At 50.5% G+C, this 20,699-nt stretch carries 15 protein-coding genes; 12 read left to right on the forward strand and 3 right to left on the reverse strand.

Going from position 1 to position 20,699, the window contains the following annotated elements; genetic code table 11:
• The first annotated feature begins 481 nt into the window (after positions 1-481).
• The 5 genes from RYZ59_RS16935 (at position 482) to RYZ59_RS16955 (ending at position 7,446) form a co-directional block, all read left to right on the forward strand.
• Entirely contained in the window at positions 482-2,113 is a 1,632-nt protein-coding gene (locus RYZ59_RS16935; RefSeq protein WP_202037123.1) for a sensor histidine kinase, read from the forward strand.
• Positions 2,110-2,829, forward strand: a complete 720-nt coding sequence (dcuR, locus tag RYZ59_RS16940; RefSeq protein WP_318049630.1) for a two-component system response regulator DcuR — start codon at positions 2,110-2,112, stop codon at positions 2,827-2,829. Before RYZ59_RS16935 ends, dcuR begins: the two co-directional genes overlap by 4 nt.
• Before the next feature lie 753 nt (positions 2,830-3,582).
• On the forward strand, positions 3,583-4,923 hold the full coding sequence (dcuB, locus tag RYZ59_RS16945) for an anaerobic C4-dicarboxylate transporter DcuB (protein WP_137382872.1): 1,341 nt from the start codon (positions 3,583-3,585) through the stop codon (positions 4,921-4,923).
• Positions 4,924-5,019: 96 nt separating this feature from the next.
• On the forward strand, positions 5,020-6,666 hold the full coding sequence (fumA, locus tag RYZ59_RS16950; RefSeq protein WP_137382873.1) for a class I fumarate hydratase FumA: 1,647 nt from the start codon (positions 5,020-5,022) through the stop codon (positions 6,664-6,666).
• A 147-nt stretch (positions 6,667-6,813) separates the two neighbouring features.
• Positions 6,814-7,446 carry a DUF2238 domain-containing protein gene (locus RYZ59_RS16955; protein WP_318049633.1) on the forward strand — a complete coding sequence of 211 codons (633 nt, stop codon included), beginning with the start codon at positions 6,814-6,816 and terminating at the stop codon, positions 7,444-7,446.
• A 54-nt stretch (positions 7,447-7,500) separates the two neighbouring features.
• On the opposite strand, the gene RYZ59_RS16960 is transcribed toward RYZ59_RS16955, so the two are convergent.
• The gene (locus tag RYZ59_RS16960) at positions 7,501-8,856 is read right to left on the reverse strand and encodes an alpha-glucosidase/alpha-galactosidase (RefSeq protein ID WP_318049635.1); all 1,356 of its coding nucleotides are present in this window, start codon (positions 8,854-8,856) and stop codon (positions 7,501-7,503) included.
• Positions 8,857-9,124: 268 nt separating this feature from the next.
• On the opposite strand from RYZ59_RS16960, the gene melR reads away from it, so the two are divergent.
• The 7 genes from melR (at position 9,125) to pmrB (ending at position 18,685) form a co-directional block, all read left to right on the forward strand.
• Entirely contained in the window at positions 9,125-10,057 is a 933-nt protein-coding gene (melR, locus tag RYZ59_RS16965; RefSeq protein WP_318049637.1) for a transcriptional regulator MelR, read from the forward strand.
• A 275-nt stretch (positions 10,058-10,332) separates the two neighbouring features.
• Positions 10,333-12,600 (forward strand): arginine decarboxylase, encoded by a 2,268-nt coding sequence (adiA, locus tag RYZ59_RS16970; protein WP_202039635.1) that lies wholly within the window; start codon positions 10,333-10,335, stop codon positions 12,598-12,600.
• Between the two features lie 316 nt (positions 12,601-12,916).
• On the forward strand, positions 12,917-13,678 hold the full coding sequence (locus RYZ59_RS16975; protein ID WP_318049639.1) for an AraC family transcriptional regulator: 762 nt from the start codon (positions 12,917-12,919) through the stop codon (positions 13,676-13,678).
• A 127-nt stretch (positions 13,679-13,805) separates the two neighbouring features.
• Positions 13,806-15,143, forward strand: coding sequence for an arginine/agmatine antiporter (gene adiC / locus RYZ59_RS16980; protein WP_137382877.1), 1,338 nt, complete (start codon positions 13,806-13,808; stop codon positions 15,141-15,143).
• 148 nt (positions 15,144-15,291) lie between these two features.
• Positions 15,292-16,929, forward strand: a complete 1,638-nt coding sequence (eptA, locus tag RYZ59_RS16985; RefSeq protein WP_318049643.1) for a phosphoethanolamine transferase EptA — start codon at positions 15,292-15,294, stop codon at positions 16,927-16,929.
• A 4-nt stretch (positions 16,930-16,933) separates the two neighbouring features.
• Positions 16,934-17,602, forward strand: coding sequence for a two-component system response regulator PmrA (pmrA, locus tag RYZ59_RS16990; RefSeq protein ID WP_048213870.1), 669 nt, complete (start codon positions 16,934-16,936; stop codon positions 17,600-17,602).
• On the forward strand, positions 17,603-18,685 hold the full coding sequence (gene pmrB, locus RYZ59_RS16995) for a two-component system sensor histidine kinase PmrB (RefSeq protein ID WP_318049647.1): 1,083 nt from the start codon (positions 17,603-17,605) through the stop codon (positions 18,683-18,685).
• Here pmrB and pmrR read toward each other — a convergent pair.
• Both pmrR and proP read right to left on the reverse strand, forming a co-directional pair.
• A complete protein-coding gene (gene pmrR / locus RYZ59_RS17000) occupies positions 18,679-18,768 on the reverse strand; it encodes an LpxT activity modulator PmrR (protein WP_003826741.1) in 90 nt (29 codons plus the stop codon). The two genes, pmrB and pmrR, sit on opposite strands and share 7 nt — an antisense overlap.
• Before the next feature lie 158 nt (positions 18,769-18,926).
• The gene (gene proP, locus RYZ59_RS17005) at positions 18,927-20,429 is read right to left on the reverse strand and encodes a glycine betaine/L-proline transporter ProP (protein WP_137382879.1); all 1,503 of its coding nucleotides are present in this window, start codon (positions 20,427-20,429) and stop codon (positions 18,927-18,929) included.
• Between the last annotated feature and the right edge of the window lie 270 nt (positions 20,430-20,699).

Genomic DNA, 20,699 nt, shown 5'->3' on the forward strand with positions numbered 1-20,699 from the left:
TAAAGAGCAGTTGCGACGCGCTTTAGCGCTCTGTCGCGAGGTGGCGTATATTACGCTTTCCTCTTTCAGAGTCAACCCTCATTTTCAGGTTTTTCTCTTCAACCGAGCCGGCTGTTTGCGTGAAGTGATTCACATCCGCCGTGTCGATGGAGGCGCATTATAGGGAGTTTCCTGTGGCCCGCAACCCTTAAATGACAGAAAAATGACTGACTGCTGCATTCCACAGCAAAAGCCCGCCTTATACCCATTTACACACAGAGTTATCCACAAAGCCGTCAATATTTCCTGCATCACATCCCGGAAAAAGAAGAAACCAACATTGAATTCTCTTTTCTATATAGAAAGAAAATAACGAATGCCCGTTTTCTACTCCATATATAAGAAGGGATGGCGGCGGGAGCGCCCGGCCCCCCCTACTACCTTTGAATTACGTACCTCATCAGGCGATAATACCCGTACAAATAGTGATTCCAGGACTGCGATGAGACACCCTCTGCAACGAACTGCTATACGCAAACGCCCGATGAAACTCGGCACAACCGTGATCCTCATGGTCAGCGCTGTCCTCTTTTCTGTGCTGCTCGTCGTTCATTTGATTTACTTCTCGCAAATCAGCAACACGACACGTGATGCATTAGCAGACAAAGCGCTTGCGGTAGCGCGAACGTTGGCAAACTCTCCTGAGATCCGCGAAGGGCTCAAGAAAAAGCCTGAGGACAGCGGTATCCAGGCAATTGCTCAGGCAGTAAATAAGCGCAACGATTTTTTATTTATCGTCGTCACGGATATGAAAAGCATTCGTTATTCGCACCCTGAAGCACAACGCATCGGCCAACCGTTTAAAGGCGACGACATCCTGTTGGCGTTGCAGGGCAAAGAGAACGTTGCCATTAATCGCGGCTTTCTGGCTAAAGCGCTACGCGTTTTCACCCCCATTTATGACGAACATCACCAGCAGATTGGGGTTGTGTCGATTGGTCTCGAGCTAAGCAGGGTCACTGAGCAGATCAATAACAGCCGCGGCAGTATCTTTTGGTCCATCTTATTTGGCGTTCTGGTTGGGTTACTCGGTACCTGGGTATTGGTGAAGGTTCTCAAACGCATTCTGTTTGGTCTGGAGCCTTATGAAATATCCAACCTGTTCGAACAGCGCCAGGCGATGTTGCACTCTATAAAGGAGGGGGTCATTGCCGTTGATGATAGTGGTGAGGTCACGCTAATAAACCAGGCCGCTCAGGAGCTGCTGGATTACCGTAAGTCGCAGGATGATGCCCAGCTTTCCACGCTCAGCCATGCGTGGTCTCAGGTAGTCGACCTTTCGCAGGTACTACGTGATGGAACGCCACGCCGTGATGAGGAGATCACGGTGAAGGACCGGCTGCTTTTAATCAACACCGTTCCAGTACTCAGCAATGGCAAAATCATCGGGGCAATTTCAACGTTCAGAGACAAGACCGAAGTCCGTAAACTCATGCAACGTTTGGATGGTATGGTCAACTATGCCGATGCACTTCGTGAACGATCCCACGAATTCATGAACAAGTTACACGTGATTCTGGGATTATTGCACCTGAAAAGTTATAAGCAGTTGGAAAATTACATCCTTAAGACGGCCAACAATTATCAGGAAGAGATTGGCTCGCTGTTAGGCAAAATAAAATCACCGGTGATCGCAGGCTTTTTACTCAGTAAGATTAATCGCACATCTGATTCAGGTCATAGCCTGATCATTAGTAATGAAAGCCAGTTGCCGGAAAACAGTAATGAAGATCAGGTGGCGGTGTTGATCACCGTGCTGGGTAATTTGATTGAAAACGCCCTGGAGGCGCTAGGTCAAGAACCGGGGGGTGAGATCAGCGTATCCTTACATTATCGACACGGCTGGTTGCATTGCGAAGTGAATGACGATGGTCCGGGGATCGCCCCCGAACACATCGACCACATCTTTGAGAAGGGCGTCTCGTCAAAAGGAACCGAACGAGGCGTCGGTTTAGCACTTGTGAAACAGCAGGTTGAAAACGTTGGCGGCAATATTTCCGTCGAATCCGAACCTGGGGTCTTCACCCAATTTTTTGTACAGTTACCGTGGAATGGTGAGAGGGCCAGCAGATGATCAATGTCTTAATTGTCGATGACGATGCAATGGTAGCGGAGTTAAACCGCCGTTATGTCGCGCAGCTCTCTGGTTTTCATTGCTGTGGAACGGCCTCTACTCTCGAAAAAGCCAAAGAGATCATCTTTCATGGCGAACATCATATTGACCTGATTCTACTGGATATTTATATGCAGAAAGAAAACGGTCTGGACCTGTTACCCATTCTGCACAGCGAAGGCTGTAAATGTGATGTCATCGTCATCTCCTCCGCTGCCGATGCGACAACCATCAAAGACTCACTCCACTACGGTGTCGTTGACTATCTGATCAAACCGTTTCAGGCCTCACGCTTTGAAGAAGCCTTAACCAACTGGCTGCAGAAGAAAACGGATATGGAGAAGCACCAGTACTATGAACAGTCAGAGCTTGATCAGCTGATTCATGGTAGCACGTCCAGCGAGCAGGAAACGCGGCGCTTACCCAAAGGGCTGACACCACAAACGTTACGTACGCTGTGCCAGTGGATTGATGAGCATCAGGACCAGGAGTTCTCCACGGATGAGCTAGCTAACGAGGTCAATATCTCCCGGGTCTCGTGCCGTAAATACCTTATCTGGCTCGTCAATTGTCATATCTTATTTACCAGTATCCACTATGGTGTTACTGGCCGACCGGTTTACCGCTACCGCGTTCAGGCAGAGCATTACTCATTGCTTAAACAATACTGCCAATAAAACGCTCCCCCAGGGATTATTCGTTATATAAAAGTAACAATTATTAAAATAATGAAAAATCCCTTTTTATCCCGCAAAAACAGATAAATAGTGAATTTGCGTTAGATCAAATATATTTGTATAAGACATGTTAAATTTATTATTCTGTTATTGATAAACATCACACTGTTTTTAATTTCAAAATCGCTAACAAAAGTTAATTAAGTATTAACTAACTCACAGAGTGTGTATTTTTACTCCTAAAGGATTAGTCTGAATTTTATCAGACATAAAAATCTAAGCTGGTAGCAATGGAGACCATGCTACGTACTATGGACACCGTACATTTTTGTGAGCAAATAAACGTATCCGTACGCCAGACTCATTACCACATGACATGGCGTGACCGCGATCACATAAAGAATACACTCACCTGGTATACCGGTGTTTCACGTAATAGCGGACAACGTAGAACCGACGGTCAGCACCCGGAAAACCGGTGTAAGCCAGCCAAACTACAGCGTCAGCCGCAGCGCTTCATAACCAGCTCTACTTCCCATCGCCTGAGGATCCTCTCCTCTGATCAATGCCATAGAAAAAAGCTAAATATTTCCAAAAATTTATAAAAAAATTCTGGCCAGATATTTAAACATTAATCGCAAATACGGACATATCGAATACTGACCATTTTTTGATGCTTATTCCGGCAAAAAAGAATGTGCCACAGATCCATTTTTCAAAAAATTGACTGGGTTTTTCGCGAGGGTAAATAAAATGTTATTTAGTATACAACTTCTCATAATATTAATATGTTTGTTTTATGGCGCCAGAAAGGGCGGTATCGCGCTGGGTTTGTTAGGCGGTATCGGCCTGGTTATTCTGGTTTTCGTGTTCCATCTCCAGCCGGGTAAACCCCCTGTTGATGTAATGCTGGTTATTATTGCCGTGGTGGCCGCATCTGCAACCTTGCAAGCCTCCGGCGGTCTTGACGTTATGCTGCAAATTGCTGAAAAGCTGCTGCGTCGTAACCCAAAATACGTTTCTATCGTAGCACCGTTTGTTACCTGTACCCTGACTATCCTGTGCGGTACCGGCCACGTGGTGTACACCATTCTGCCAATCATTTATGACGTCGCCATTAAGAACAATATTCGCCCGGAACGCCCAATGGCGGCGAGTTCTATCGGTGCACAGATGGGGATTATCGCCAGTCCGGTTTCCGTAGCCGTTGTCTCGCTGGTTGCGATGCTGGGTAACGTGACATTTGAAGGCAAGCACCTCGAATTCCTCGACCTGCTCGGCATCACCATTCCATCTACCCTGCTGGGTATCCTGGCTATCGGTATTTTCAGCTGGTTCCGTGGTAAAGATCTGGATAAAGACGAAGAGTTCCAGAAGTTTATTTCCGTACCTGAAAACCATCACTATGTGTATGGCGACACGGCAACACTGTTAGACAAAAAACTGCCGAAAAGTAACTGGCTGGCAATGTGGATCTTCCTCGCTGCCATCGCCGTGGTTGCCGTGCTCGGCGCTGTATCTGAACTGCGCCCTTCTTTTGGTGGCAAACCGCTGTCAATGGTACTGGTTATCCAGATGTTCATGCTGCTGACTGGCGCATTGATTATCATCTTAACCAAAACGAATCCCGCATCTATCTCAAAAAATGAAGTCTTCCGTTCAGGTATGATCGCGATTGTGGCGGTGTACGGTATTGCCTGGATGGCCGAAACCATGTTCGGTGCGCATATGTCTGAAATTCAGGGCGTACTGGGCGAGATGGTGAAAGAATATCCGTGGGCCTATGCGGTTGTCCTGCTGTTGGTCTCCAAGTTTGTAAACTCTCAGGCTGCAGCGCTGGCGGCTATCGTTCCGGTCGCACTGGCTATCGGGGTTGATCCAGCGTACATCGTTGCTTCTGCTCCGGCATGTTACGGTTACTACATTCTGCCGACCTACCCGAGCGATCTGGCTGCTATTCAGTTTGACCGTTCAGGTACCACCCACATTGGCCGTTTCGTTATCAACCACAGCTTCATTCTGCCTGGTTTGATCGGCGTAAGCGTATCCTGTGTCTTTGGTTGGGTCTTCGCCGCAATGTACGGTTTCCTGTAAGCACACTTCGCGTGCCGCCCGATATGGTGCGGCACGCCACCTTTAAGACGCAGAGAATTTTTAAATTCCTGATAAAAATGAAAAGGCTGGAAGCAAATGTCAAAAGTTGAATTCACTTACCAGGCGGCTTTCCCACTGGGGGAAGACAAAACTGAGTACTACCTGCTGACATCCGATCATGTCAGCGTCGGCGAGTTTGAAGGCGAGTCAATCCTGAAAGTAGCACCTGAAGCACTTACGCTACTGGCCCAGCAAGCCTTCCACGATGCCTCCTTCATGCTTCGCCCTGAACACCAACAGCAAGTCGCCTCCATACTCCATGATCCTGAAGCCAGCGAAAACGATAAATACGTTGCGCTGCAATTCCTGAGAAACTCCGAAATTGCCGCCAAAGGCGTATTGCCAACCTGCCAGGATACCGGCACGGCCATTATCATGGGTAAAAAAGGCCAACGCGTCTGGACCGGCGGCGGTGACGAAGCGGCGCTCTCCAGAGGCGTATTTAATACCTATATTGAAGATAACCTGCGCTACTCGCAAAACGCGGCGCTGGATATGTACAAAGAAGTGAATACCGGCACTAACCTGCCTGCGCAAATCGACCTGTACAGCGTGGACGGCGACGAATATAAATTCCTGTGCGTGGCAAAAGGCGGCGGTTCTGCCAACAAAACCTATCTGTATCAGGAAACGAAAGCACTGCTGACGCCCGGCAAACTGAAAAACTTCCTGGTTGAGAAAATGCGTACGCTGGGGACTGCAGCTTGCCCGCCGTACCATATCGCATTTGTGATTGGTGGTACGTCAGCAGAAAGTACCCTCAAAACGGTGAAACTGGCCAGCACACACTACTATGATGCGTTGCCGACTGAAGGTAACGCTCACGGTCAGGCATTCCGCGATCTGCAACTGGAACAGGAACTGCTGATCGAGGCCCAGAAACTCGGCCTCGGCGCCCAGTTTGGCGGGAAATATTTTGCTCACGACATCCGCGTGATTCGACTGCCTCGCCACGGCGCATCCTGCCCGGTAGGCATGGGCGTTTCCTGCTCCGCAGACCGTAATATTAAGGCCAAGATTAACCGCGAAGGTATCTGGATTGAAAAACTGGAACATAACCCAGGCCAGTACATTCCGGAATCTCTGCGCCAGGCCGGCGAAGGCGAAGTGGTTAAAGTTGACCTTAACCGTCCGATGAAAGAGATCCTTGCCCAGCTTTCTCAGTACCCGGTATCCACCCGTCTGTCGCTGAGCGGTACAATCATTGTGGGTCGCGACATCGCCCACGCGAAGCTGAAAGAACGTATCGAGTCCGGCGAAGGTCTGCCGCAGTACGTGAAAGATCACCCGATCTACTACGCAGGCCCGGCGAAAACGCCGGCTGGTTACCCGTCCGGTTCTTTGGGTCCAACCACTGCGGGTCGTATGGACTCCTATGTTGACCTGCTGCAGTCCCATGGCGGCAGCATGATCATGTTGGCGAAAGGTAACCGCAGCCAGCAAGTGACCGACGCCTGCCATAAACACGGCGGCTTCTACTTAGGTAGCATCGGTGGTCCGGCAGCTGTACTGGCGCAGCAGAGCATTAAGCATCTGGAATGCGTGGAATACCCGGAGCTGGGAATGGAAGCTATCTGGAAAATCGAAGTTGAAGATTTCCCTGCCTTCATCCTGGTCGATGACAAAGGCAACGATTTCTTCCAGCAAATCGTGAGCAAACAATGCGCTAACTGCGCGAAGTAACCTATTCGGCCCGGCACTGGACTGACACCAAATTTTTGGGGCCAGCCCAGTGATCCCCCCGGGCCAACTTTATCCCCCCATTAACTGGCGTTGAATTTTCGCCGTTCACAGTGAATAGTAATATTTTCCATTACTTGTGAATTCGCCATGCTCCGCACACTGAATCCTGTAATACTGAACACTGGCGCTATAGTGCTGGCGCTGATCCTTATCTACACCGGCTTCTGCGCCACCGAGAAATTGACCTGGCTGATGGAAGTAACGCCGGTCATTATTGTTGTGCCATTGCTGCTCGCTACCATGAAGCGTTACCCGCTGACTCCCATGCTCTACACGCTTATCTTCTTTCATGCCATCATTTTGATGGTTGGTGGCATGTATACCTATGCCAAAGTCCCCATTGGTTTTGAAGTGCAGGCGTGGCTGGATCTTAGTCGCAACCCCTATGACAAACTGGGTCATTTTTTCCAGGGACTGGTGCCAGCGCTGACGGCAAGAGAGATTTTAGTCCGCGGCAATATTGTCCGCGGCCGCAAGATGTTAGCGTTTTTAGTTTGCTGCGTAGCACTGGCAATCAGCGCCACCTATGAGCTCATTGAATGGTGGGCGGCACTGGCGATGGGACAAGGCGCGGATGACTTCCTGGGTACGCAGGGCGATCCATGGGATACCCAGTCGGATATGTTCTGCGCCCTGCTCGGCGCGCTAACGACTGTGCTTCTACTGGCGCGAGTTCACTGTGCACAGCTGCGCCGCTACGGGCTGGTAAGCGCCAACTAAATATACCGACTGCCGGATATCGATAACGTTCATCCGGCAGACGCAAGATGGACCTTATCGATGCAACCAGGCCGGCAACCACTCGGCGTGCGCGTCAATCAGATCATCCACCAACGCATAAATCTCCTCAATCCCTAATACCGCAGCGGTATGCGGATCCATCATCGCCGCGTGATAAACACGATCGCGATTCTCCGTCAGAATAGCTTCCGTCAGCAGGGTTTGAACATTGATATTCGTTTGCATCATCGCCGCCAGATGAGACGGGAGCACACCCACTTTTGTCGGCTGAATACCATTGGCATCAACCAAACAAGCCACCTCGACACAGCAGCCCTGCGGCAGGTTATCGATCAGGTTGTCGTTACGAACATTGCCATACACCACGCTGGGTTCTCCGGTCCAGATAGCGTTCATGATTGTGCTGGCATATTCCCGTGACGGTTTAATATCAATGCGCGCCGTCGTTTTGTACTCTTCCAGCTCTTTATGCCAGTTCGCTAGCTGCTCTACACAGCGCTTCGGATATTCATCCAGCGGAATCTTATAGCGCTCAATCAGATCTTCACGACCCGGTTTGATAAACCACGGCGTGTATTCAGCAAAGTGTTCCGACGACTCGGTGACGAAATACCCCAATTTTTTGCACATTTCATAACGCACAATGTTCTGGCAGCGAGTATTGCCGTGGATATTCGGTTTCGGGGCCTGGCCTGTTGCATAAGCTGCCAGCAGTTCCGGATAGAGATCGACATAGGTCCCATCAGCCGTTTTACGCTCCAGTTGCAGATAAAACGCCATATGGTTGATCCCGGCGCAGCGATAGCGCAAAGAAGTAGGGTCGATATCCAAATCACGGGCCAGCTCCTCCGCCGTTCCCTGCACCGAGTGACATAGCCCAACCTGCTTAATATGCGGATAGCGCGCATACATTGCCCAGGTGTTCATCGCCATCGGATTAACGTAGTTAAGCAGGGTGGCATGCGGGCAGACGTCAGTCATATCCTCACAAATCTGCCATAAATGCGGGATGGTGCGCAGCGCGCGCATAATACCGCCAGGCCCCAACGTGTCGGCTATCGTTTGTTCCAGACCGTGGCGCTTACACACGGAAAAATCGGTCACGGTACACGGCTCGTAACCGCCGATCTGGAAGGCGACTATCACAAAATCGGCATCCTGCAATGCCGCTTTTTGATCGGTATAGCAAGTGATCTGGCCGCAAGCGCCAGCCGAGTCCATCAGCTTACGCACCATAATATGCGACTCTTCCAGGCGGGCGGCATCGATATCCATTAAAGCAATATGCGCGGATTTCAGCGCATCGCGGTGAAAGACATCTCCGAGAATATTCTTCACGAAAATCGTCGATCCCGCGCCGATAAAAGTAATTTTGGGTGCAGACATCATGACTCTCCAGAACGTGGGGTGATGACGTCATGGTGGCATGAGGACGCACGAAAAACGTCCGGCTTCTGCACCGAGTACTCCCAAAAACTCAGTTCGCCTTTTCACCCGGATGAAAACTGAGTTTCTGGGACAATTTTTGCCGAAAAGCAGAGTATTCGGGTTCAAAAAAGCACACTACCCGATAATGGTGGCCTGATTTGCGCGCCGATTCGCAATCTTATTCGCTGAAAAATGGCATGATTCTGAACAATCAGGAACTGGAGCTACCATGACCACGCCGCCAATCTCAGCGCTTTCCCCCGATCCGCACATGTGCAACAGCGATGAAAAACAAACCCGTAGCCCGCTGTCGCTGTACTCGGAATATCAACGTCTCGATATCGAACTGCGCGCGCCGCACGCCATGACCACCAGCCACTGGCACGGACAGGTGGAGGTTAACGTACCGTTCGACGGTGATGTGGAATACCTGATCAATAACGAAGTGGTGCAGATAAAACAGGGCCATATCACCCTGTTTTGGGCCTGTACGCCGCACCAGTTAATACGACCTGGCGCCTGCCAGAACATGGCTATCTTTAATTTACCCATGCACCTGTTTCTCTCCTGGCCGCTGGACCGTGAACTGATCAACCACGTCACTCATGGCATGGTCATCAAATCACAAGCCTCTCAGCAGTTGAGCACCTTTGAAGTTCAGCGCTGGCAACAGGAGCTGAGCAGCCCGAACGAACAAATTCGCCAGCTTGCCATCGATGAAATTAGCCTGATGCTCAAGCGGTTTAGCCTCTCCGGCTGGCAGCCAATCCTGGTCAATAAAACCGCGAGCACGCACAAAAATAGCGTTTCACGTCACGCGCAGTTTTACGTGAGTCAAATGCTCAGTTTTATTGCCGACAACTACGATCAGGCGCTCACCATCAACGATGTTGCGGAGCACGTGAAGCTCAACCCCAACTATGCGATGGGGATTTTCCAGCGTGTGATGCAACTCACCATGAAGCAGTACATTACCGCGATGCGTATCAACCACGTTCGCGCATTGCTGAGCGACACCGATAAAACCATTCTGGACGTTGCCCTTACCGCCGGGTTTCGCTCCAGCAGTCGTTTTTACGATACTTTCAGCAAATTTGTCGGCATGTCACCACAGCAGTACCGCAAACTGAGCCAGCAACATCGACAATTGATGGCCGGATAAGCGCCGGATGGCGCAAACACATGCCCACTGACAGCACATCCCATTCGGCAATATCAGTATCAGCCAAAAAAATAATTCCCCTGTCGATAAACAGTGCCGAAAAACTACCGCCGATAAGTATTAATTATTTGTTTATAAAGGAATAAAAATAAAATGCGCTCATTTTTTAGCCACTTTACAGCCCAATTCGTCAGGATAATACTTGCCTGCGTCACATTCATACGGTGTGTCTGCAATCCATACATTGCAACCTCTCCACTACCGGGTAAAAGATGATGAAAGTATTAATTGTTGAAAGTGAGTTTCTGCATCAGGACACCTGGGTTGGTAGCGCTGTCGAGCGTCTGGCTGATGCCTTAAGTCGCCAAAATGTTACCGTCATTAAGTCCACCTCATTCGACGATGGTTATGCCATTCTCGCGGCAAATGAAGCCATTGATTGCCTGATGTTCAGCTATCAAATGGAACAACAAGATGAACACCTGAATGTCAGGCAATTGATCGGCAAGCTCCACGAACGCCAGCAAAACGTCCCCGTTTTCCTGCTGGGCGATCGGGAAAAAGCCACTGCATCGCTGGATCGCGATCTGCTGGAGCTTGTCGATGAATTCGCCTGGATTCTCGAAGATACCGCTGACTTTATCGCCGGGCGCGCCGTTGCTGCGATGACCCGTTACCGCCAACAGCTGTTACCGCCGCTGTTCAGCGCGCTGATGAAATACAGTGACATTCACGAATATTCCTGGGCAGCCCCTGGTCACCAGGGCGGCGTGGGATTTACTAAAACGCCGGCCGGTCGTTTCTATCATGACTACTACGGTGAAAACCTATTCCGTAGCGACATGGGTATTGAACGCGCATCACTGGGTTCACTGCTTGACCATACTGGCGCGTTTGGTGAAAGCGAAAAATATGCCGCACGTGTCTTCGGCGCTGACCGTTCATGGTCCGTGGTGGTGGGTACTTCTGGCTCTAACCGCACCATCATGCAGGCATGCATGACTGATAACGATGTGGTAGTGCTGGACCGTAACTGCCATAAATCCATTGAACAAGGGCTCATTCTGACCGGGGCAAAACCGGTGTACATGGTGCCAAGCCGCAACCGCTACGGCATTATCGGGCCTATCTACCCGCAGGAAATGCAGCCTGCAACATTGCAGAAAAAAATCAGCGAAAGCCCGCTGACGAAAGACAAAACCGGACAGAAACCGTCATACAGCGTTGTGACCAACTGCACCTATGACGGCGTCTGCTACAACGCGAAAGAGGCGCAGGATCTGTTAGCCCAGACCAGCGATCGCATTCATTTCGATGAAGCCTGGTACGGCTATGCGCGTTTCAACCCGATTTATGCCGATCACTACGCTATGCGTGGTGCACCTGGCGACCATAGCGGCCCAACCGTTTTTGCCACCCACTCGACCCATAAGTTGTTGAATGCACTCTCTCAGGCATCTTACATTCACGTCCGTGAAGGTCGTGGCGCGGTAAATTTCTCCCGCTTTAACCAGGCGTACATGATGCACGCCACCACGTCTCCGCTGTATGCCATCTGTGCATCAAACGACGTGGCAGTTTCCATGATGGACGGTAACAGTGGCCTGTCGCTCACCCAGGAAGTGATCGATGAAGCCGTCGATTTCCGTCAGGCGATGGCACGGTTGTACAAAGAATTCACGGCTGAGGGCGACTGGTTCTTCAAACCGTGGAACAAAGAGGTGGTTACCGATCCGCAAACCGGAAAAACCTATGACTTTGCGGACGCCCCTACTCAACTTCTGACGACCGATCAGAACTGCTGGGTAATGCGTCCCGGTGAATCCTGGCATGGGTTTAAAGACCTGCCAGATAACTGGAGCATGCTGGACCCGATCAAAGTCAGTATTCTGGCGCCAGGTATGGGTGATGATGGTGAACTGGAACAGACCGGTGTTCCGGCGGCGCTGGTTACCGCCTGGCTTGGCCGCCACGGCATCGTACCGACCCGTACCACCGATTTCCAGATTATGTTCTTGTTCTCTATGGGGATCACCCGTGGTAAATGGGGCACGCTGATTAACACACTGTGCTCTTTCAAACACCACTACGATGCCAATACCCCGCTCTCACAGGTGATGCCGGAACTGGTAGAGGAATATCCTGACACTTACGCAAACATGGGTATTCACGATCTGGGCGACACCATGTTCGCCTGGCTGAAAGAAAATAACCCAGGTAGCCGACTCAATGCGGCCTACTCCGGCCTGCCTGTTGCTGAAATGACCCCGCGTGAAGCCTATAACGCGATAGTCAGCGATAACGTTGAGATGGTGGCTATTGAAAATCTGCCGGGCCGTATCGCAGCCAACTCCGTTATTCCTTACCCACCGGGAATTCCAATGCTGCTGTCCGGGGAAAACTTTGGCGATGCCAACAGCCCGCAGATTAGTTATCTACGTTCGTTGCAATCCTGGGATCATCATTTCCCTGGCTTTGAACATGAAACCGAAGGAACGGAAATTATTGACGGTGTGTATCACGTCATGTGCGTGAAAGCCTAATGTCGCTTTTTAGATAGTCTTTTTTTTATAAGGTTGACGTGTGATGGTTGAGTAATTCCTGAGTATTGCTGCAAAACAATAACATTGTCATACCTTTTGCGCGGGACCACCCCGCGCTTTTTTTATACGCAAATAGTACGTTGCCACTTGCGTAAAAAATTATGTACATGCCAAGAATCCCTACAGATATTGTAATTACTAAAAATCACGCTATTTTATCGCTTGTCTTGATTCATCATACAATTTTTTTTTAGCCGCGATTACTCAGCAGGTGCTGAGTTACGGTATTTGATGTTCATATTCCGGGAGTTTGGGTATGAGGCTTTGCAGCAAAGAAGCTTGTGTTATTGTATTAACGGAGAAAGATGTTTGGTTAAGGATTAACGGTAAAGAAGCCATCAGTTTAAAAGCTAACCACATGGCTCTGGTGGCGTGTGATAATAATATTATCGACTTCTCTTCACTTAATAACGCACTGGTCGTACATATCAGTCGCGATGTCATTAAAGACTATCTACGATTTTTAAATAAAGATCTTTCACAGATCCCTCTCTGGCAACGTAGCGCTAACCCCGTGATGACCGCCGTCTGCCTGACGCCGGATGTCTTTCGGGTTGCCGCTCAACACAGCGTGATGGAAACGCAAAACGAAGGCGAAAATGAGCGTACCCGCTCGCTACTGTTCACCGTATTATCGCGTTTTCTCGACAGCAAAAAGTTTATCTCCCTGCTGATGCATATGTTACGCAATCGCATCAGCGACAGCGTTTACCACATCATTGAGAGCGATATTCATAAAGACTGGAATTTAAGCATGGTCGCCAGTTGCTTATGTCTGAGTCCCAGTTTGTTAAAGAAAAAGCTCAAAAATGAAAACACAAGTTACAGTCAAATAATAACCACGTGTCGTATGCGTTATGCTGTTAACCAATTAATGATGGACGGGAAAAACATTTCACAGGTATCTCAGCTGTGCGGATATAACAGTACTTCATACTTTATCTCCGTATTCAAAGAATTCTATGGAATGACGCCACTGCATTATGTCAGTCAACATCGGGAACCCTCCGCTGCCTGATTTTTGATCATTTAGCGATGAGCCATAATAATATCAGCATTGGCGATACCCCTGTTCCGCCATCATAAAATAGTCTTCTGAAGAGGTATGATGTGACGTCATTTATCCTTATCAGGAGTTAAAAAATATGTCGACGGATGCTGATGCTCACAAAGTGGGCTTAATCCCCGTCACCCTTATGGTGTCGGGGAATATTATGGGTTCCGGTGTATTCCTGCTACCCGCAAATCTGGCGTCAACTGGCGGGATTGCAATCTACGGATGGTTGGTCACTATTATCGGTGCTCTGGCACTGTCGATGGTGTACGCCAAAATGTCGTCCTTAGACTCCAGTCCCGGTGGTTCTTACGCTTATGCGCGCCGCTGCTTCGGTCCCTTTTTAGGCTACCAGACTAACGTCCTGTACTGGTTGGCCTGCTGGATTGGTAACATCGCCATGGTCGTTATTGGCGTGGGCTACCTGAGCTATTTCTTCCCAATTTTAAAAGATCCGCTGGTCCTGACGCTCACCTGTGTCGTTGTCCTGTGGATCTTCGTCTTGCTGAATATTGTCGGTCCAAAAATGATCACTCGCGTGCAGGCCGTTGCGACGGTACTGGCGCTGGTACCGATCGTCGGGATTGCCGTCTTCGGCTGGTTCTGGTTCCGCGGTGAAACCTATATGGCAGCCTGGAACGTCAGCGGAATGAATACCTTCGGCGCCATCCAAAGCACCTTAAACGTAACCTTATGGTCGTTCATTGGGGTTGAAAGCGCCTCCGTTGCCGCCGGTGTGGTTAAAAACCCGAAACGTAACGTCCCTATCGCCACCATTGGCGGGGTGCTGATTGCCGCCGTCTGCTACGTTCTCTCAACCACGGCGATTATGGGGATGATCCCTAACGCTGCGCTGCGTGTGTCAGCCTCACCGTTTGGTGACGCTGCACGAATGGCACTGGGTGATACCGCGGGGGCCATTGTCTCCTTCTGTGCCGCGGCCGGATGCCTTGGCTCACTGGGTGGTTGGACGTTGCTTGCCGGCCAGACCGCAAAAGCGGCAGCCGATGACGGCTTGTTCCCACCGATTTTCGCGCGCGTGAACAAAGCGGGAACACCGGTTGCAGGATTAATTATCGTCGGCATCCTGATGACCCTCTTCCAGTTCAGCAGTATGTCGCCAAACGCCGCAAAAGAATTTGGTCTGGTCTCTTCCGTCTCAGTCATCTTCACGCTGGTGCCGTATCTATACACCTGTGCCGCTTTGCTGCTGCTGGGCCACGGTCACTTTGGTAAAGCGCGTCCGATGTACTTACTGGTGACCTTCGTGGCATTTGTCTACTGCATATGGGCAGTGGTCGGTTCTGGCGCCAAAGAAGTGATGTGGTCGTTCGTGATGTTGATGGTCATCACCGCGCTGTATGCACTCAATTACAACCGGATCCATAAAAACCCGTATCCTCTGGATGCCCCGACCAACAATAATTAATGCCTGTAAGCGTCGTTGCCCGATGACATAAGCGCATCGGGCCTACGCATCCCCCCCCCCCACCAGTACCTGCTAACATTAAGAACTTAATGTTGGCTTAATTTTACTTTGAGAGGATCCGCTCCACTTAGTCGATGGAACCCCCTTAATGTTAAAGCTCCTGTTTAAAAGACCGACTCTCGGGCAAATCAGCTGGCTATTGCTGATCTCATTTTATCTTGCGACCTTCCTGAACATCGCGTTCTACAAACAGGTACTGCAAGACCTTCCGCTGGATTCCCTGCGCAACATCCTGGTGTTCTTATCGATGCCGGTTGTCGCGTTTAGCGTTATGAATATCGTGCTCACGCTGGCCTCTTTCCTGTGGCTTAACCGCCTGGTCGCGTGCATTTTCATTCTGGTTGGGGCGTCCGCCCAGTATTTCATCATGACCTACGGCATCATCATCGACCGCTCGATGATCGCCAACATGATGGATACCACACCGGCTGAAACCTTCGCCCTCATGACGCCGCAAATGCTCATCACGCTCGGGGTGAGCGGTATTCTGGCCGCGCTTATTGCCTGCTGGGTAAGAATCAAGCCTATTACTCCGGTACTGCGCAGCATACTGTTTCGTGGCGCGAACATTCTGATCTCCGCGCTGCTGATCGTGCTGGTCGCTGCGTTCTTCTATAAAGATTACGCCTCACTGTTTCGCAACAACAAAGAGCTGGTTAAGTCCCTCAGCCCATCCAACAGCATTGTGGCGACCTCATCCTGGTATTCACACCAGCGACTGGCCCACCTGCCGCTGGTGCGCATTGGCGAAGATGCACATCGCAATCCGTTGATGGTGAAAGAAAAGCGTAAGAACCTGACGATTGTGGTTCTCGGCGAGACCTCACGCGGCGATAACTTCTCGCTGTCCGGCTATTCGCGCCAGACCAACCCACTGCTGGAAAAAGATGATGTAGTCTATTTCCCCCGCACGACATCCTGCGGAACGGCAACGGCAGTATCGGTGCCCTGTATGTTCTCGGATATGCCGCGCGCGCACTACGACGAGGAACTGGCGCAGCATCAGGAAGGCGTGCTCGACATTATTCAACGGGCGGGAATTAACGTTCTGTGGAACGATAACGATGGCGGCTGCAAAGGGGCATGTGACCGGGTACCACACCAGAATATGACTCAGTTGAACCTGCCAGGGCAGTGTATTGACGGTGAATGCTACGATGAAGTGCTGTTCCACGGGCTGGAAGAGTACATAAATAACCTGCAAGGCGACGGCGTAATTGTGCTGCACACCATCGGCAGCCACGGTCCAACCTATTACAACCGCTACCCTGCGCAGTTCAAAAAATTTACGCCAACCTGCGACACCAACGAAATCCAGACCTGTTCGCAGCAACAGCTGGTTAATACTTACGACAACACCATTCTTTACGTTGACTATATTGTTGATAAAGCGATCAATATACTGAAAGCGCATCAGGACAATTTCACCACCAGCCTGGTTTATCTTTCCGATCACGGTGAATCCTTAGGAGAAAACGGCGTCTACTTGCACGGTCTGCCGTATTCGATTGCACCAGACACACAAAAACATGTGCCGATGCTGTTGTGGCTTTCAGAGGACTATCAGCAACGCTACCAGGTTTCTCAAACATGTTTGCAGAAACGGGCCAGCTCAGAAGATTTCTCACAGGATAATCTGTTCTCAACCCTGCTGGGATTAACGGGCGTACAAACCAAGTATTACCAGTCAGCAGATGATATTCTGCACCCATGCAAGGGAGGCTAACCGAATGAAAATTCTGATTGTTGAAGACGATACGCTGTTACTACAGGGGCTGATACTTGCCGCACAAACGGAAGGCTACGCCTGCGATGGCGTGTCAACGGCCCGTGCCGCCGAGCATTGCCTGGAAACGGGGCATTACAGTCTTGTCGTTCTGGATTTAGGTTTACCGGATGAGGATGGCCTGCATTTTCTGACCCGCATCAGGCAGAAAAAATATACTGTTCCGGTGCTGATCCTGACCGCCCGCGACACCGTGAAAGACCGCATCACCGGGCTGGATGTCGGTGCGGATGACTATCTGGTCAAACCGTTCGCGCTGGAAGAACTGCATGCCCGCATTCGGGCGCTGCTACGTCGGCACAACAATCAGGGTGAAAGTGAGATTATCATTGGCAACCTGACATTGAATATCGGCCGCCGCCAGGTGTGGATGGATGGACAAGAAATTGTCTTAACGCCCAAAGAGTACGCGCTATTGTCGCGGCTGATGCTCAAAGCGGGGAGCCCGGTACACCGGGAAATTCTGTATAACGACATCTACAGCTGGGATAACGAGCCGTCGACCAATACGCTGGAAGTCCACATCCACAACCTGCGCGATAAAGTGGGAAAATCACGCATTCGCACGGTTCGAGGTTTTGGCTACATGCTGGCCGCTACTGAGGAAAGCTAAGTGAATTTGATGCGTTTTCTAAAACAACCGCTCCCGCTTCGCCAGCGTTTAATGCTGACGATCGGCCTGATTCTGCTGGTCTTCCAGCTGATTAGCACCTTCTGGTTGTGGCACGAAAGCACCGAGCAAATACAGCTGTTCGAACAGGCGTTACGCGAAAACCGTAACAACGATCGCCATATCATGCATGAGATCCGGGAGGCTATCGCCAGCCTGATCGTCCCCGGCATTTTTATGGTCAGCCTGACGCTCATTATTTGCTATCAGGCGGTGCGGCGCATTACCCGTCCTCTTGCCGATCTCCAACAGGAGTTAGAAACTCGCACAGCGGATAATCTGGCTCCCATTAATATCCGTAGCTCCACCCTTGAGATACAGGCGGTAGTGACGGCGCTCAATCATCTGGTCACGCGGCTAACAACCACTATCGACAACGAGCGTCTGTTTACTGCTGACGTTGCCCATGAGCTACGAACGCCACTATCCGGCGTTCGTCTGCATCTGGAATTGCTCTCAAAAACCCACAATGTTGACGTTACGGCGCTCATCACCCGTCTCGACCAAATGATGGACAGCGTGTCGCAGCTGTTGCAACTCGCCCGTGTGGGTCAGTCGTTTTCGGCCGGGAATTACCAGCATGTCAAACTGCTGGAGGACGTCATACTGCCCTCCTACGATGAGCTCAGCACCATGCTGGACCAGCGGCAACAAACGTTGCTCCTACCGGCAAGCGCAGAGGATGTCATCGTACGCGGCGACTCCACGCTGTTGCGGATGTTGTTGCGAAATCTGGTAGAAAACGCCCACCGTTACAGCCCGGAAGGTACCAACATTACGATTAACCTTAACGCGGAACAAAATGCAATTCTGGCCGTTGAGGATGAAGGACCAGGCATTGATGAAAGTAAATGCGGGGAGTTAAGCAAAGCGTTTGTACGCATGGACAGCCGTTTCGGCGGCATTGGGCTGGGATTGAGTATTGTCAGTCGAATTACCCAACTTCATCGCGGGCAGTTCTTTTTACAAAACCGCCCAGGTGCCAGTGGTACTCGCGCCTGGGTGGTGCTGGAGAAAGATCAGTAAGAGCTCACCCACACGTACAAAAAGCTGCTCACAATCAGTACGCTGCATACGGTGGTCAAACTTTCATAAATACGGGTTTTCATGACACTCTCCTCCGATAATCTGGAGGAGAGTTTGCCTTACGGAGATTAAGCCAACCTTAAGGCCACGCACCGGATGGCGGCCGACGCCTTATCCGGCCTACAAAGTACAATGCTATCCGTAGGCCTGATAAACGTAGTGCCATCAGGCAATCACACGATTACTCATCAATACGCGGATGCTGCTGGACCAGGCGCGAACGTTTAACCTGTAGATCAGCAATTTCCTGATCGATGTCTTCGATTTTCTGCTCAATGTTATCGTAGTGCTCGCCGAGAATTTCTTTCGCTTCCTGAATATCCGAAGCCGCAGGCGTAGCCCCTTTCAGCGGCTGATTGGCGGTCTCTTTCATGGTCACGCCGGTAATTAAACCAATCACCGCAATCACCATCAGATAGTAAGCAGGCATCATCAGATTCTGCGAACTTTCCACCAGCCAGGCGGCTAACGTCGGCGTCAGACCGGCGATCAATACCGAGATATTAAACGCGGCGGCCAGCGCACTGTAGCGAATATGCGTCGGGAACATCGCCGGTAACGTTGACGCCATCACCCCGGTAAAACAGTTGAGGATCACCGCCAGCATCAGCAACCCGGCGAAAATCAGGCCGATGACGTTACTGTTAATCAGAATAAATGCCGGAATCGCCAGCACAAACAGCGCAATACTGCCCATGATCACAAACGGACGACGCCCGAAGCGGTCGCTGAGCAAACCCATAATTGGCTGCACAAACAGCATACCAATCATGATGGCGATAATAATCAGCACGCCGTGGTCTTCAGAGTAATGCAGGTTATGCGACAGATAACTCGGCATATAGGTGAGCAGCATGTAGTAGGTGACGTTGGTGGCAATCACCAGACCAACACATGCCAGCAGGCTACGCCAGTGTTTAGTCGCAATTTCTTTAAACGAAATCTTCGGTCCTTCCTGCAGACCCTGACGATCGCCCTGCTCCAGCTTGTCGACATGCTGCTGAAACGCAGGTGTTTCTTCCAGAGCATGGCGCAGATACAGACCAATCAGCCCTAACGGTAGTGCCAGGAAGAACGGAATACGCCAACCCCATTCAAGGAAGTTGTCTTCACCGACGACGGTCGAGATCAAGACGACTACACCGGCACCCAGCACAAACCCGGCAATAGAGCCGAAGTCCAGCCAACTGCCCATAAATCCACGCTTACGGTCCGGGGAATACTCTGCGACAAAAATCGACGCGCCGGTATACTCCCCACCGACCGAAAAGCCCTGTGCCATCTTACACAGCAACAGCAGGATCGGTGCCCAGATACCAATAGACGCATACGAAGGGATTAACCCAATACAGAAGGTACTGATCGACATAATCACAATCGTGATAGCCAGGATCTTTTGGCGACCGTATTTATCGCCGAGCATACCGAAGAACAATCCGCCAAGCGGTCGAATCAGAAAGGGAACGGAGAAGGTAGCGAGTGCAGCAACCATCTGCACGCTGGGGTCAGCCCCCGGGAAGAACACTTTACCTAATGCGTAAGCAACAAACCCATAAACACCAAAATCAAACCACTCCATTGCATTACCGAGTGACGCGGCGGTAATAGCTTTTCGCAGTTTTCCGTCATCAATAATGGTGACGTCGCGAAGCGTAATTGGCTTTATTTTTTTCCTTTTTAGCATACCAGTCCTCATAGACTTAGCCCTGTCGCGCTACAGATCGAGTCTCCCAACGCCGTATGCGCTAAGGTCATCGCCGAGCGGGGAATGCACAGGCGCAATCCCTGTAACAAGCGTAGCAGGTTTACTTACACTGACTGATAATGAGCAGTACAACCGAACCTGTTGACGCCTGATTGGGCGGTTAATGACCTCTTTACCCTAACAGTGTTTAAATGTGTGATCAACTTCACACATAGTTTTTCATTTCGTCAATCTGCGTAAATCAGGTCA

Origin of the sequence: Citrobacter sp. HN-141 (assembly GCF_033341895.1) — a bacterium.
Classification (GTDB): domain Bacteria; phylum Pseudomonadota; class Gammaproteobacteria; order Enterobacterales; family Enterobacteriaceae; genus Citrobacter.